This window comes from Pseudomonas gebzensis, from assembly GCF_034427815.1.
In the GTDB taxonomy this organism is placed as follows: Bacteria; Pseudomonadota; Gammaproteobacteria; order Pseudomonadales; family Pseudomonadaceae; genus Aquipseudomonas.
Genome location: NZ_JAXQNS010000012.1, coordinates 22,820 through 35,807 on the forward strand (window position 1 = coordinate 22,820; position 12,988 = coordinate 35,807).

Annotated in this window: 15 protein-coding genes; 9 read left to right on the top strand and 6 right to left on the bottom strand. The window is 65.3% G+C overall.

Annotated elements, in window-relative coordinates; genetic code table 11:
• Positions 1 to 26: 26 nt before the first annotated feature.
• Positions 27 to 287 carry a YebG family protein gene (locus SJI00_RS19910; protein ID WP_322463391.1) on the bottom strand — a complete coding sequence of 87 codons (261 nt, stop codon included), beginning with the start codon at positions 285 to 287 and terminating at the stop codon, positions 27 to 29.
• Between the two features lie 332 nt (positions 288 to 619).
• Here SJI00_RS19910 and SJI00_RS19915 point away from each other — a divergent pair, with 332 nt between their 5' ends.
• Together SJI00_RS19915 and SJI00_RS19920 are read left to right on the top strand one after the other, a co-directional pair.
• On the top strand, positions 620 to 1,090 hold the full coding sequence (locus SJI00_RS19915) for a phosphate-starvation-inducible protein PsiE (protein WP_322463392.1): 471 nt from the start codon (positions 620 to 622) through the stop codon (positions 1,088 to 1,090).
• Between the two features lie 151 nt (positions 1,091 to 1,241).
• Entirely contained in the window at positions 1,242 to 1,550 is a 309-nt protein-coding gene (locus tag SJI00_RS19920) for a hypothetical protein (RefSeq protein ID WP_322463393.1), read from the top strand.
• Here the strand turns inward: SJI00_RS19920 and SJI00_RS19925 are convergent.
• Both SJI00_RS19925 and SJI00_RS19930 read right to left on the bottom strand, forming a co-directional pair.
• Positions 1,539 to 1,829 (bottom strand): DUF3509 domain-containing protein, encoded by a 291-nt coding sequence (locus SJI00_RS19925; protein WP_322463394.1) that lies wholly within the window; start codon positions 1,827 to 1,829, stop codon positions 1,539 to 1,541. The genes SJI00_RS19920 and SJI00_RS19925 overlap by 12 nt on opposite strands.
• A 134-nt stretch (positions 1,830 to 1,963) precedes the next feature.
• A complete protein-coding gene (locus SJI00_RS19930; RefSeq protein WP_322463395.1) occupies positions 1,964 to 2,314 on the bottom strand; it encodes an HPF/RaiA family ribosome-associated protein in 351 nt (116 codons plus the stop codon).
• A 282-nt stretch (positions 2,315 to 2,596) separates the two neighbouring features.
• On the opposite strand from SJI00_RS19930, the gene SJI00_RS19935 reads away from it, so the two are divergent.
• The 3 genes from SJI00_RS19935 to SJI00_RS19945 are packed head-to-tail and all read left to right on the top strand — an operon-like array spanning position 2,597 to position 4,808.
• The gene (locus tag SJI00_RS19935; RefSeq protein WP_322463396.1) at positions 2,597 to 2,902 is read left to right on the top strand and encodes a DUF3649 domain-containing protein; all 306 of its coding nucleotides are present in this window, start codon (positions 2,597 to 2,599) and stop codon (positions 2,900 to 2,902) included.
• Positions 2,899 to 4,482, top strand: coding sequence for a PepSY-associated TM helix domain-containing protein (locus SJI00_RS19940; RefSeq protein ID WP_322463397.1), 1,584 nt, complete (start codon positions 2,899 to 2,901; stop codon positions 4,480 to 4,482). The genes SJI00_RS19935 and SJI00_RS19940 overlap by 4 nt, the downstream gene beginning before the upstream one ends.
• Positions 4,482 to 4,808, top strand: a complete 327-nt coding sequence (locus tag SJI00_RS19945; RefSeq protein ID WP_322463398.1) for a DUF3325 domain-containing protein — start codon at positions 4,482 to 4,484, stop codon at positions 4,806 to 4,808. Before SJI00_RS19940 ends, SJI00_RS19945 begins: the two co-directional genes overlap by 1 nt.
• Here the strand turns inward: SJI00_RS19945 and SJI00_RS19950 are convergent.
• A complete protein-coding gene (locus SJI00_RS19950; protein WP_322463399.1) occupies positions 4,805 to 5,680 on the bottom strand; it encodes an AraC family transcriptional regulator in 876 nt (291 codons plus the stop codon). The genes SJI00_RS19945 and SJI00_RS19950 overlap by 4 nt on opposite strands.
• 144 nt (positions 5,681 to 5,824) lie before the next feature.
• Between SJI00_RS19950 and SJI00_RS19955 the strand changes: the two genes are divergently transcribed.
• Positions 5,825 to 6,802: a DMT family transporter gene (locus SJI00_RS19955; RefSeq protein WP_322463400.1), complete on the top strand. Its 978-nt coding sequence runs from the start codon at positions 5,825 to 5,827 to the stop codon at positions 6,800 to 6,802.
• On the opposite strand, the gene SJI00_RS19960 is transcribed toward SJI00_RS19955, so the two are convergent.
• Positions 6,690 to 7,664 (bottom strand): 2-hydroxyacid dehydrogenase, encoded by a 975-nt coding sequence (locus SJI00_RS19960; protein ID WP_322463401.1) that lies wholly within the window; start codon positions 7,662 to 7,664, stop codon positions 6,690 to 6,692. The genes SJI00_RS19955 and SJI00_RS19960 overlap by 113 nt on opposite strands.
• A 74-nt stretch (positions 7,665 to 7,738) precedes the next feature.
• Positions 7,739 to 8,686: a LysR family transcriptional regulator gene (locus tag SJI00_RS19965; protein WP_322463402.1), complete on the bottom strand. Its 948-nt coding sequence runs from the start codon at positions 8,684 to 8,686 to the stop codon at positions 7,739 to 7,741.
• Between the two features lie 139 nt (positions 8,687 to 8,825).
• Between SJI00_RS19965 and SJI00_RS19970 the strand changes: the two genes are divergently transcribed.
• The 3 genes from SJI00_RS19970 (at position 8,826) to SJI00_RS19980 (ending at position 12,979) form a co-directional block, all read left to right on the top strand.
• Positions 8,826 to 10,394 carry an efflux transporter outer membrane subunit gene (locus SJI00_RS19970; RefSeq protein ID WP_322463403.1) on the top strand — a complete coding sequence of 523 codons (1,569 nt, stop codon included), beginning with the start codon at positions 8,826 to 8,828 and terminating at the stop codon, positions 10,392 to 10,394.
• 217 nt (positions 10,395 to 10,611) lie between these two features.
• Positions 10,612 to 12,789, top strand: coding sequence for an FUSC family protein (locus SJI00_RS19975; RefSeq protein WP_322463404.1), 2,178 nt, complete (start codon positions 10,612 to 10,614; stop codon positions 12,787 to 12,789).
• Positions 12,779 to 12,979 carry a DUF1656 domain-containing protein gene (locus tag SJI00_RS19980; RefSeq protein WP_322463405.1) on the top strand — a complete coding sequence of 67 codons (201 nt, stop codon included), beginning with the start codon at positions 12,779 to 12,781 and terminating at the stop codon, positions 12,977 to 12,979. The genes SJI00_RS19975 and SJI00_RS19980 overlap by 11 nt, the downstream gene beginning before the upstream one ends.
• Positions 12,980 to 12,988 lie beyond the last annotated feature (9 nt).

Genomic DNA, 12,988 nt, shown 5'->3' on the forward strand with positions numbered 1-12,988 from the left:
GACCGCGGCCTCCTTCCGCTGCAGCCTCACTCGCTGGGCGTGGCGTCCAGCTCTGCCAGGGCGGCGGCATTGCTCTTGAAGGCCGTGGCGAAGATCGCCCGGTTCTTGGCCATGAAGATGCTCGCTTCTTCGGCCAGGTTTTCATCCAGCCCAGCTACGTTTTTCACCAGTACCTGGGTGAGCACCTCGGCCAGTTCGAGCATCTGGTCATGGGCATCTGCAAGTTTGCGGTCCAAGAACGTCGTCTCCAAATCGCGAGTGCTGCGGTAAAGAATCTCAACAGCCATACGAGGCCTCTCAGTCAGTGATGTCAGGGCGCCGATGCGGCGCGGCCTGTGTCGCCACGATGAACGCCGTCAAGCAGGACGGCGTGGTCGTTCAAGCGGGGTGGTGGTTCGGCTACAGATTGACTGTATCGATATACAGTATACGCGCCGATTTCCTTCCTGCAACCGCCTTGTGCTCACCGGTTGCCTACAGTTCCGCGCAAAGGTGCGCGCTGGAGGTGCCCTGCGGCGTTCGGTCGCCTTCCAAGGTGCGGGGTTGGCCTTTTAACTGCATGGCACAAGCGTCACACCGTGAGTGCATGCTTGCTCTTCGACTGGGGGAAACCGTTACCGTGAACATCAAATGGGCTGAAAAACTGCGCAAGGGCCTGCATGGCTCGGCGGATTCGCTGGGTAACCTGTGCGTCGAGGGGTTCCACTACCTGGCCCTGTTCGGCATCGGCGGGATCACCGCCTGGGCTGCCGTGATGACGTTTCTGGAGATGCTGGGCAAGGGCGGGGTGAACGTCGATGACATTCTGCTGCTGTTCATCTACCTGGAGCTGGGGGCGATGGTGGGGATCTATTTCAAGACCAACCACATGCCCATCCGCTTCCTCCTGTACGTCGCCATCACCGCCCTGACGCGCCTGCTGATCGGCGATGTGTCGCACCACAAAGCCCCGGACGTCGGGCTGTTGTACGTCTGTGGTGGCATTCTGCTACTGGCGTTCGCCATCCTGGTGGTGCGCTATGCCTCGTATCGCTACCCCTCCACGCGGACGCTGGATGCGCATGGCAAAGAGGTCGATGAGGGCCGCTAGGGGCTAGTTCAACGGTCATGCTCAGCGCCGTCCAGGTGCTGATTATCTAGCGCCGATCCATCGGCTGCACACCCTTCAATGCGCGCTCTGCGGCCGCGGCGCGGATCACATCGATCTGCGCGCGGCCGGTGGTTGAATCGAGGAGAACACCATGAGCGCATTTGAACGAACCGAAGTCTTCGAGTTTCTGCAGGGCTACCTGCAACCCTTGGGGCTGGACTTGGAAAACACCCACATCAACGAGATCGGCAACCTGATCGAGGCGCAGGTCATCACCTCGCGCCCGCTGGTGGACGAGGTCATTCACTGGTTGGACGTGGGTGAGGAGCCGACCTATGACGTCGGTCTGGTCGGGGTTTTCCACGAGCCGCACAGCTTTGCCGACGAGCACCGCGAGACGCGCCTGCGCTTGAGCGATCTGGAGCGTGCGATCCGCGCGCTGCTCGACTCAGCAGGCTGACCACAGGCCGGGCTGTGCGGCGGCAGGGTGTTCGCTGAAGTTGGCGAGCGCTTGCAATGTCTCATCGCTGCCTGCCGCCAGCCCCGCCCGAATGCTGTCGATGACCCGCTGCAAGCGCTGTGGGTCATTGCGTTGGGCGGGGTCGATCAGGCGCTTGGCCGCGATGCCCGACGCGTCAGACAAGGTCAGCATGATGCTGCCATCGAGCCCGACGATACGCAGGTTGACGCAGTACTCAGGGGCGAACGCACGGTTGATCTGGTCGAACGGGTTGTACATGGTCGAGTTCTTTGCCGTGGAACATGCTGGAAAAGACTCGGGTTTACGCAGGAAGGTTCATTGATCCCAGCACCGGCGGCATACGAAAACGCCCGAGGCACAGGCCTCGGGCGTTGATCTGTGAAGCGGTGCGATCACTCTTCCGGGTCGCTCAGCTCCGGCACAGCGACACGTTTGCTGCGCAGCTTGCCGTAGAGGTGCTCAAGGGCGTGATCGAGCTTGGTGGCCGCGCCATCGACCGCCTGTTCAAGGGTGTTGGCGGTATCGCTGACTGAAATCGGCGGATGGCCTTTGGGGCGAGCTTCCAGCTGGCAGCGTTTGTCATGCGGGCCGGGCTTGGTGCCGTTCTCGTCGCTGAGATGAACTTCGATGCGGGTGATGTCTTCGGCGTATCGTTCGAGACCACTTTCCAGCGTGCTGCGGACCCACTCGTTCAAACGGGCACTGCCTTCGATCTGGTTGCTGCTGTTGACCTGGATTTGCATGATTCAATCCTTATTCAGCGGGCTCAAGTGGCATTTCCAGGGCATTGATACCCATGGAAATCTTCACCTCTTGACTCTAAGGTCAGGCAACCTGACAGCGATTTCAAGCCCTGCTGAAAAATAAATCTTCTGTAGCAATTGCCATCGAACCAATGCGCTCAGGCCCGCGATATAGACGCAGCGCTAGCACTTGGCAAGTGGAAAAGACGATTCATCAGGCAAACTTTGCTTGTGAGAATTGAAATCATTACTATTACAGCCCCGACACCCCGGATCACCGTCATGAAACCCAAAGCCCCGGGCCTGCCTGTGCCGTATCGCCTGGCAGTCGCCTCCCGTTGCCTGGCTGCACTGTTGGGCGGTTATTGGTTGGCCTCGATGACCAGCGTCTTCATGGCCCTGCTGGCGCCGCTGCGTCAGGTCGATGCCGCGCTACTGGGCATGATGCTGTCGTTCATCGTCTACCTGCTGGCCTTCATCTGGTGTTTCGCCTGTCGCAACGCTCGGCGCGCCTGGGCGGGGGTCCTGGCACCAGGGCTGGTGCTGGGGCTCATCAACGCACTGGCTTATTGGATGAACCTGCCATGAAAGAGGGCTTTCGTCAGGCCATGGCCTGGCTGCACACCTGGACCGGGTTGATCTTCGGCTGGTTGCTGTTCGCGATTTTTCTGACCGGCACGATGTCGTATTTCAAGGAGGAAATCAGCCATTGGAGCCAGCCTGAGATCCAGCGTCACGCGCTTGACCCGGCCAACAGCCTGGCACTGGCGCAACGCTATCTGCAGGCTAACGCCGGCCCGGCGAGCAGTTGGTTCATCCGCTTGCCCAGCGCGCGCGAGCCGGCGATCAGTGTCGGTTGGCGCACGCCGGGCGAAGGCCGCCGTGGCTTTGTCAGCAAGGACCTCGACGCCGCCAGTGGTGAAGCCGTGCAAGCCCGCGACAGCCGCGGCGGCGACTTCTTCTACCGCTTCCATTTCCAGCTCGAAATGCCTCACCCCTGGGGGCGCTGGCTGTCGACCTGGTGCGCGTTCATCATGTTCCTGGGGCTGATCACCGGGATCATCACGCACAAGAAGATCTTCAAGGAATTCTTTACCTTCCGCCCCGGCAAGGGCCAGCGGTCGTGGCTGGACGGGCATAACGCCATCGGCGTGCTGGTGCTGCCATTCCACCTGATGATCAGCTACAGCAGCCTGGTGCTGTTCATGTACATGGTCATGCCCGCGGGCATCCTTGCCAGCTATGGTGGCGAGACCAATCGTTATTTCAGCGACCTGTTCGGGCGCGATGTGGAGGTGACCCCGGCCGGTGTCGTCGCCCCGCTGGCGGCCCTGCCGGCGCTGTATGCCAAGGTTCAGGAGCAGGCGCCTGGGGCCAACATGGGCTCGGTGCAGATCCAGAACCCCAACGATCAGAACGCCCGCGTCACCTTCACCCGCGCCTCGGCCGACAACGTCGCCTACCGCCGCAGCCAGAGCTGGAGCTTCGATGGCGTCAGCGGCCAACCGGTGTCCGGCGGCGCGCCGGAGAGCGGCATGATGATGGCCGCCTTCAGCTTTGCCGGCCTGCACATGGGCAACTTTGCCGGGCCCTGGCTGCGCTGGCTGTACTTCGTGTTCGGTATTGCGGGTACGGCCGTGATCGGCACCGGGCTGGTGATGTGGCTGGGCAAGCGCCAGCTCAAGCATGCCAAGAGCGCGCGGATGCCCGGCGAGCTGCGCCTGGTCGAGGTGCTCAACATCGCCAGCATGAGCGGCCTGATGCTCGCTGTGGCCGCGTTCTTCTGGAGTAACCGCTTGTTGCCGGTGGCGCTGGAAGGCCGCGGCGAGTGGGAGGTGAATGCGTTTCTCGGGGTCTGGGCCTTGTCGCTGCTGCATGCACTGTTGCGCCCTGGCCGCCGTGCGTGGGCCGAGCAACTGGGGCTGGGCGCGCTGGCGTTCGCCCTGCTGCCACTGCTCAACGGCGTGACCACCGGCCAGGGCCTGAACCATTCGATTGCCGGAGGCGATTGGGTGATGGCTGGCTTTGACCTCACGGCCCTGGCGGTCGGGCTGTTCCTGGCCTGGGCCGCGAGGCGCATGCTGCGCACGCCCAAGCCCGCCGCCAAACGCTTGCCGCGGGTCGCCAAAGCCCGCGTCGAAGCGGTAACCGAAGTGGAGGCGCACTGATGCTGAGCATCGCTTTGATGGGTTACGCAGGCTTCGCTGCGCTGTGCCTGGCCATGGAAAAGCACTTCAAGGAACTGCTCAAGCGGCCACCGTCTGCCGCGCGCCTGCGCGCGTTGCGCCTGGGTGGTTGGGCGTTTTTGCTGGTCTCTCTGGTGCTGGCCGTGCAGGTGCGCGGCTGGGCACACGGCTTGGTGGAATGGATCGCCGTGCTGATGGCCGGGGTTACCTTGTGGGTGTTCGTGCTGCCGTATCAGCCCCGTGTATTGCTGGCGCTGGCGGCGCTCAGCGCGGTGCTCGGGCCGCTGCTGGCGATGCTCGGCGGTTAATGCACAAATGCCGCCCGGTAGGCCCCCGGCGTGGCGCCCAGCGCCTGGCGGAAACGGTTGCTGAAGTGGCTGGCGCTGGCAAAACCGCAACTCAAGGCGATATCGCCCAGGCCCACTCCACCCAGGCGCAACAAATCGCACGCGCGCTGCAAGCGCCGCGCAAGCACATACTGGTGGGGGGGAAGGCCGAAGCTTTGCCGGAACATCCGCGCAAAGTGGTACTCCGACAGCTGGCAGCGCTGGGCCAAGGTGCCCAATGCCAACGGCTGATCGAGATGGGCCTCGATGAACGCCCGCAGTGAGCGTCGTTGATACGGCGCCAGCCCACCTTTGAGACGCAGCCCCTCACGCATCCCCACCTGGCACAGCACGGCGTGGTCGACGATGGCATGGGCGATGCTGCTGGTCAGCAAGCGCTCCCCAGGCTCGTACCAATCCAGTGCGATCAACTGACGAAAGCGCTGAGCCTGCTCGGCATCGTCGAGAAAGGTGGCATCGTGCAACTGCATTTCGCGGGGTTCACGGTCGAGCAGACCAACGCAGCCCAGCGCGAACTGCGCTTGGCTGACGTAGAGATGGGCCAGCCGGATCGGCCCGTCGATCACCCAGTTCGACTCGTGCCCGGCCGGCAGCACGCACAGCTTGTCAGGCGCGCCCTTGAACAGCGGGCGTTGCCGACGAAACGTGCGGGTGCCGCCGGCGATGTAGCACGACAACGTGTGATGCCGGGGGGCGTGGTAATCGCGCGCGTCGTCGCGGTTGCTCCACAGCGCCGCCGCCAGGCCATCGCCCAGCTGCGCGCTGGCCTCCAGGCGCGCGTGGGGCGAGGCATGCAGTTCGTTGAACACTTCCAGTTGGGTGAAGCTGGACATGGGCCTTTCCTCTGAGCGCTCATCCTACCGCCAAGCGTTGCCCAAAGAAGCGCTGCCTGATGTAAAAGCGCAAGTTCTTGCAAGCGCGCGCACGGTCCGTGCGGCAACACTGGGGGCCTGCTCACTCGCCAAAGGCCCTGTGCCATGAACCTGTTTCTCTACGCCCTCACCGTACTCATCTGGGGCACCACCTGGATCGCTTTGAAGATGCAACTGGGCACGGTCGAGATTGCCGCTTCGATCGTCTACCGCTTCGCCCTGGCGGCACTGATCCTGTTCGCGGTGTTGCTGCTCAGCCGTCGTCTGCAGCCGATGAACCGTCGCGGCCACCTGATCTGCCTGGCGCAGGGATTGTGCCTGTTCTGCCTGAATTTCGTGTGTTTTCTCAGTGCCAGCCAATGGATTGCCAGCGGGCTGGTGGCGGTGGTGTTTTCCACCGCCACGCTGTGGAACGCGCTCAATGCCCGGCTGTTTTTCGGCCAGCGCATCGAGGCCAACGTAATGGCCGGCGGCGGCGTGGGGTTGCTGGGTTTGGGGCTGATGTTCTGGCCGGAACTGGCCGACCACGGCGCCGGCGCGCACACCCTGCTGGGCCTTGGCCTGGCACTGTGCGGCACGCTGTGTTTTTCCGCTGGCAACCTGTTGTCGAGCCAACAGCAGCGCGCCGGATTGAAGCCGCTGACCACCAACGCCTGGGGCATGCTCTATGGCGCCGGCATGCTGGCCAGCTACTGCCTGCTGGCGGGTGTGCCGTTCAGCGTGGACTGGAGCGCGCGCTACCTCGGCTCGCTGCTGTACCTGGTGATTCCAGGCTCGGTGATCGCCTTTACCGCCTACCTGAGCCTGGTCGGCCGCCTGGGGCCGCAACGCGCCGCGTACTGCACGGTCCTGTTTCCGGTGGTGGCGCTGAACGTCTCGGCCGTGGCCGAGGGGTATCAATGGACCGCGCCGGCGCTGTGTGGCCTGGTGGCGGTGATGGTCGGCAACCTGCTGGTGTTTCGCCGCAGGGTCAGCCCTTCCACACCTGCGGGTTCACCAGATCGCGCGGACGCTCGCCGAGCAGCGCTGCGCGCAGGTTGTCCAGCGCCCGATTCGCCATCGCTTCGCGGGTCTGGGCCGTAGCCGAGCCAACATGCGGCAGGGTCAGCGCATTGGGCAGAGCGAACAGTGGGGATTGGCCTAGCGGCTCTTTCTCGTATACATCCAGGCCCGCGCCGCGAATCGTGCCGTCGCTCAGTGCCTGGATCAGCGCGCCTTCATCGACCACCGGCCCACGGGAAAGGTTGATCAGAAACGCGCTGGGTTTCATCAGTTTCAGCTCGCGCGTGCCGATCAACTGACGCGTGGCCTGCGACAACGGGACCATCAGGCAGACGAAGTCCGACTCGCCCAGCAATTGCTCCAGGCTGCGGAACTGTGCCCCCAGCTCCTGCTCCAGCGCCGGCTTGCGGCTGTTGCCGGCGTACAGCACCTGCATGCCGAAACCCAACGCACCCCGACGGGCGATGGCTGCACCGATGTTGCCCAGGCCGACGATGCCCAGGGTCTTGCCATGCACGTCACTGCCAAACAGCGCCGGGCCGACAGTCGCCTGCCAGTTGCCGGCCTTGGTCCAGGCGTCGAGTTCGGCAGTGCGCCGCGCGCAGCCCATGATCAGCGCAAAACCCAGGTCAGCCGTGGTTTCGGTGAGCACGTCAGGGGTGTTGGTCAGGGCGATGCCGCGCTCGTTGAAGTAGTCGACATCGTAGTTGTCGTAGCCCACCGACACGCTGGACACCACCTCCAGCTTCGCCGCGCCTTCGAGCTGGGCACGCCCCAGCTTGCGCCCCGCGCCGATCAGGCCGTGGGCCTCGGGCAGCGCTTCGTTGAACTGGGCCGTGATGTCGCCCTGCTTGGGGTTGGGCACGATCACGTTGAAGTCCGCTTGCAGGCGTTCGGCCATGGCCGGGGTGAGGCGGCTGAAGGCCAGGACAGTCTTTTTCATCAGGCGGCGTCTCTGCGGTTAGGGGGGAAGGGGTGCACGCTACCATTGTCGCGCGCCGCCCCGCAGCCGCTTTTTCAGTGGGCGATCAGCAACTCGTGGATCTTCAGGTCAGCGTCGTGCGCCGCAAGAATTTCCGGCAGCGAGTTGCGCAGGTACTCGACCCAGGTCTTGATCTTGGCATCGAGGTACTGGCGCGACGGGTAGATCGCGTACAGGTTCAGCTCCTGCAGCCGGTAGTCGGGCAGCACACGCACCAGGCTGCCGTCGCGCAAACCGTCGATGGCGCTGTAGATCGGCAGCACACCCACGCCCATGCCGCTGCGGATCGCGGTTTTCATGGCATCGGCCGAATTCACCTGGAAGGGCGAGGAGGGCACATTGACCACTTCCTGGCCTTCGGGGCCATTGAAAAGCCATTTCTCCAGGGGGATCACCGGGCTGACCATGCGCAGGCAGGCATGCTTGGGCAGGTCAGCCGGCTTCTGCGCGAGGCCGTGGCGGGCCACGTAGTCAGGCGAGGCGCAGACGATGCTGTAGGTGATGCCCAGACGCTGCGAGACGAAACCGGAATCAGGCAGCTCGCTGGCCAGCACGATGGACACGTCGTAGCCCTCGTCGAGCAGGTCGGGCACGCGGTTGGCCATGGTCAGGTCGAAGGTCACGTCCGGGTGGGTTTCCCGGTAGCGGGCGATGGCGTCGACCACAAAGTGCTGGCCCACGCCGGTCATGGAGTGGACCTTGAGCTGTCCGGCCGGGCGCGCGTGGGCGTCACTGGCTTCGGCTTCGGCTTCTTCGACGTAGGTCAGGATCTGTTCGCAGCGCATCAGGTAACGCTTGCCGGCTTCGGTCAGGGCGATGCGTCGGGTGGTGCGGTTGAGCAAGCGGGTTTGCAGGTGCGCTTCGAGGTTGGAGACCGCGCGTGACACGTTCGCGGTCGTGGTGTCCAGTTGGGCGGCAGCGGCGGTGAAGCTGCCGAGCTGTGCCACGCAGCTGAACGCACGCATGTTTTGCAAGGTGTCCATGGGTCACTCTCGGGGTTGAGGGCGAAATTGTGACATGAAGCAACGGCTATGGGGCTTCGACCAAAGCCGGATTATCGCTCTTTTGGTAATAAAGATTCGCACGAATCTGCGCTTATCGCTTTGTGTGGCGCCGCCTAGAATGGCCCCGCCCACCCCACCTCTCGCCCCGGAAACCGCCGCTGTGCAGCGTCGCCCCATCAGCGCACGTCGTGTGCTTAGTGTTTGTGCCCTCAGTTCGATCCTGAGTGGTTGTATCAGTACCCATGGCATCGCCCCTTATCAGCAGCCGCTCAAACCCGACACGCTTGCCCTCGACGCCGCCATCGACACGGCGCAGGCCGACGCACACTGGCCGCAGCACGCCTGGTGGCAGGCCTACGGCGATGCCCAGCTCAATCGGCTCATGACCCAGGCTCAAGCCGGCAGCCCGGACCTGGCGGCGGCCCTGGCGCGCCTGCGTGAGGCGAAGGCGCTGGCAGGCGTTGCCGAATCGGCCGAGCAGTTGCAGGCCGAGGGTCAGGCGTCGCTGAATCGCCACGGTTGGCCGCAAGACCCGTTCTACGGCCCCGGGGCGTTGTCGGGCGCCAGCACCTGGGACAACCACGCCAGCATCGGCCTGAGCTACCCGCTCGACCTCTGGGGCCGCGAGCGCGCCACCAGCGAGCAAGCACTGGATGTGGCCCACCAGCGCGCCGCCGAGGCGCGCCAGGCACAACTCGAACTGCTGAACAACGTGGCCAAGGTCTATATCCAGCTGGCCCTGCATTTCGCGCAGCGCGACATCGTCGAGCGCGAACTGGCCCAGCAAACGCAGGTTCTCGCCCTGGCCCAGCGCCGCCTCGACGCGGGCATGGGCACCCAGCTGGAGGTCAGCCAGGCGCAGACGCCCCTGCCGCAAACCCACCGCCAGCTCGACAGCCTCGACGAAGCCATCGCCCTGACGCGCAATCAACTGATGGCCCTGGCCGGCCTCGGCCCAGGCTCGGGCAGGGCGCTGAACCGCCCGAGCCTGGCCCTGGCCGCACCCCTGCCGCTGCCCTCGCACCTGCCTGCCGAACTGATCGGCCAGCGCCCGGACGTGGTCGCCAGCCGCTGGCAGGTGGCCGCCCAGGCCCGGGGCATCGAGGTCGCCCACGCCGGGTTTCTGCCCAATGTCGACCTGCTCGGCAGCCTCGGTTTCATGGCCACTGGCGGCAGTGCGCTGAGTTTTTTCAGCGCCCGCAAGTTCACCTATCAAGCCGGTCCGGCCCTGAGCCTGCCACTGTTCGACGGCGGGCGCCTGCGCGCGCAGCTCGGTGCGGCCTCGGCGGGGTATGACCTGGCCGTGGCGCACTACGACCAGAGCGTGGTCCAGGCGCTCAAGGCCATTTCCGACCAGCTGATTCGCCGCGAATCGATGCAGACCCAGGCGCACCTGGCCGCAGAATCGGTGGCCACCGCCCAGCGCAGCTACGACCTGGCGAGCCTGGCGTTCCAGCGCGGGCTGACAGGCTACCTGGACGTGCTCAACGCGCAGACGCAACTGCTGCGCCAGCAGCAGATCCAGCAACAGGTCTGGGCTGCGCGCCTGACCGTGCATGCCGAGCTGGCCACCGCCTTGGGGGGCGGCCTGCAGGCCGGGGCCGATACGCCAGCGCCCGCCCGCCAGGCAGCGCCGCCGGTTCCCGCTGCGCTGCGCCTGATGCAGCCGGTCGAGCACCGTCGATGACCTGCCTTGACCCGGCCATGCGCCCCCTCAGGACCTGTGAGTCGCATCGCAGCCTGTTCGCCCGTCTTGCGTGCCGAGGCAGTGACGCGTTCGCACGAGCACGGTCGACGAGCCGCGCGCGGCTGGCCGCACATCCGCCTGAGAGCCTCAGGTCGTCGTACGGCCAGTGGGTGCGTGCACGCCGCGGTAAGAGAGCTGCCGCCAGCGAGGCCAGGCAATGAACCTGGCGAACCTGGCCTGGCGCCAGCTCCAGGCCCTCGAATGGCGCCGCGGCTTGAATGCCTGGGCACGCACCGACGGCGTGACCTGGGTGTACATCTGCAAAGTGCTGGCCGCCGCCTTTCTCACCCTGTGGCTGGCCATGCGCCTGGAGCTGCCGCAGCCGCGCACGGCGATGATCACCGTGTTCATCGTCATGCAGCCGCAAAGCGGGCACGTCTTCGCCAAGAGTTTCTACCGCGTGCTCGGCACGTTGGCGGGCTCGGCGATGATGGTGCTGCTGATGGCCCTTTTTCCGCAGAACACCGAACTGTTCCTGCCCAGCCTGGCGCTGTGGGTGGGGCTGTGTGCGGCCGGGGCGATGCGCTACCGCACGTTTCAGGCGTACGGGTTCGTGCTGGCGGGCTACACGGCGGCGATGACTGGCCTGCCAGTGCTGCAACACCCGGACCAGGCATTTCTGGCCGCCGTGTGGCGGGTGCTGGAAATCGGCTTGGGCATCGCCGTGTCCACGGCGGTCAGTGCGGCGATCCTGCCGCAATCGGCGAGCGCGGCGCTGCGCAACGCCCTGTACCAGCGCTTTGGCGTGTTCGCGGGTGTGGCCGTGCAGGCGCTGCGTGGCGGCAACACCGCAGAGCATTTCGAGGCCAGCAATGTGCGCTTCGTCGCCGAGGCCGTGGGCCTTGAAAGCCTGCGCAACGTCACTGCCTTCGAGGATCCGCACATGCGCCGGCGCAGTGGCCGCCTGGTGCGCATGAACAGCGAATTCATGGGTGTGACCACGCGCTTCAACGCGCTGTACCGGTTGCTGGAGCGCCTGCGCGCACGCGGCTCGGCGCAGATCAACGCCGCGCTGGCGCCGGGGCTTGCGACCTTGACCGAACTGCTCGAACCCTATGTCGACCGCCTGCTGACCGACGCCGATGCCCTGCGCCTGACCCTGGAACTGGCCGCCTACCGCGAGGGCCTGCAGCACCAGGTGCGCGAGCTGCGCGCCAGCTACCTGGCCAGTGCTCCGAGCGAGGCCGAGCTGCTGGATTTCCATACCGCCTTCGAGCTGCTCTACCGCTTCATCGATGACCTCTACAACTACGCCCAGACCCACGCGTCGCTGGCGGCGCACAAACACGTGCGCGAGCAGTGGGATGAACCCTACGTGGCCCTGACCAACTGGCGTGTCTCGGCCGCCGCCGGAGTGCGCTCGGCGGCGGTGCTGCTGTTGCTCGGCAGCTACTGGCTGCTCAGTGACTGGCCCAGCGGGGCCATGATGACGCTGATCGCCACGGTCACGGCGGGCCTCTCGGCGGCCTCGCCCAACCCGCGCAAGATGGCTTTTCAGATGGCCTGCGGCACGTTGTTCGGCGCCTTCGTCGGCTTTTTCGAGACCTTCTTCGTGTTTCCCTGGATCGACGGCTTCGCGTTGCTCTGCCTGGTCCTGGCGCCGGTGTTCGTGCTCGGCGCCTTCCTCGCTTCGCGCCCTGCGTATGCCGGTTATGGCATCGGCCTGCTGGTGTTCTTCGCCACAGGCTCGGTGCCCAACAACCTCACCGTGTACAACCCCTATGTGTTCATCAACGACTACCTCGGCATGATCATCGGCATGCTGGTGTGCGCTGCGGCAGGCGCGATCATCCTGCCGCCCAACAGCCGCTGGCTGTGGCAGCGCCTTGAGCATGACCTGCGCGGCCAGGTGCTGTTCGCCCTGGGCGGGCGCCTGCGCGGGTTGGGTTCGGCCTTCGAGAGCGGCACCCGTGACCTGCTGCACCAGGCCTATGGCCTGGCCGCCGGCAAACCACAGGTGCAGCGCGAGCTGGTGCGCTGGATGTTCGTGGTGCAGGAAATCGGCCACGCCATCATCGAGCTGCGCAAGGAGCAGGCACAGGCGCCGATCCATCCGGCCTATGCCCAGTCGCAGCCCTGGCGCCAGGCGATCCGCGTGATGGGCCGGTCACTGGCGCGGCTGTTCCTGCAACCGAGCGCCAGCAATCACCAGCGCGCGCTGGTGGCGGTGGACCACGCCATCAGCCGCGTGCAGGCCACCGACGAGCCTTTTGCTCGGCACTTCGACACCTCCGTGTTGCGCCGCGTGCAGAGCTACCTGCACTTCATCCGCACCTCCTTGCTCGACCCGCACTCGCCACTGGCCGCCGCCCAAGGAGCCCAGCATGCCTCGTGAAATCGCCTTCCACGGCCTGTACCTGCCGACCCTGACGCTGCTGTTCCTGCTCGCCGCCGCCCTGGCCTGGGGCCTGGACCGGTTCATCGCAAGCCTCGACGGCTACCGCTTCTTCTGGCACCCGGCGCTGCTGCGCCTGGCGCTGTTCGTCTGTCTTTTCGGCGCCCTGGCGCTGACTGTCTACGGGTAAGCCACGTTC

Excerpts from the sequence above, each read along its gene's own strand:
- SJI00_RS19925 (WP_322463394.1), bottom strand. The coding sequence starts at position 1,829 with ATGTACAACCCGTTCGACCAGATCAACCGTGCGTTCGCCCCTGAGTAC.
- SJI00_RS19910 (WP_322463391.1), bottom strand. The coding sequence starts at position 287 with ATGGCTGTTGAGATTCTTTACCGCAGCACTCGCGATTTGGAGACGACG.
- SJI00_RS19930 (WP_322463395.1), bottom strand. The coding sequence starts at position 2,314 with ATGCAAATCCAGGTCAACAGCAGCAACCAGATCGAAGGCAGTGCCCGT.
- SJI00_RS19955 (WP_322463400.1), top strand. The coding sequence starts at position 5,825 with ATGAACCTGTTTCTCTACGCCCTCACCGTACTCATCTGGGGCACCACC.
- SJI00_RS19980 (WP_322463405.1), top strand. The coding sequence starts at position 12,779 with ATGCCTCGTGAAATCGCCTTCCACGGCCTGTACCTGCCGACCCTGACG.
- SJI00_RS19935 (WP_322463396.1), top strand. The coding sequence starts at position 2,597 with ATGAAACCCAAAGCCCCGGGCCTGCCTGTGCCGTATCGCCTGGCAGTC.
- SJI00_RS19950 (WP_322463399.1), bottom strand. The coding sequence starts at position 5,680 with ATGTCCAGCTTCACCCAACTGGAAGTGTTCAACGAACTGCATGCCTCG.
- SJI00_RS19920 (WP_322463393.1), top strand. The coding sequence starts at position 1,242 with ATGAGCGCATTTGAACGAACCGAAGTCTTCGAGTTTCTGCAGGGCTAC.
- SJI00_RS19940 (WP_322463397.1), top strand. The coding sequence starts at position 2,899 with ATGAAAGAGGGCTTTCGTCAGGCCATGGCCTGGCTGCACACCTGGACC.
- SJI00_RS19960 (WP_322463401.1), bottom strand. The coding sequence starts at position 7,664 with ATGAAAAAGACTGTCCTGGCCTTCAGCCGCCTCACCCCGGCCATGGCC.
- SJI00_RS19970 (WP_322463403.1), top strand. The coding sequence starts at position 8,826 with ATGGCCCCGCCCACCCCACCTCTCGCCCCGGAAACCGCCGCTGTGCAG.
- SJI00_RS19965 (WP_322463402.1), bottom strand. The coding sequence starts at position 8,686 with ATGGACACCTTGCAAAACATGCGTGCGTTCAGCTGCGTGGCACAGCTC.
- SJI00_RS19945 (WP_322463398.1), top strand. The coding sequence starts at position 4,482 with ATGCTGAGCATCGCTTTGATGGGTTACGCAGGCTTCGCTGCGCTGTGC.
- SJI00_RS19975 (WP_322463404.1), top strand. The coding sequence starts at position 10,612 with ATGAACCTGGCGAACCTGGCCTGGCGCCAGCTCCAGGCCCTCGAATGG.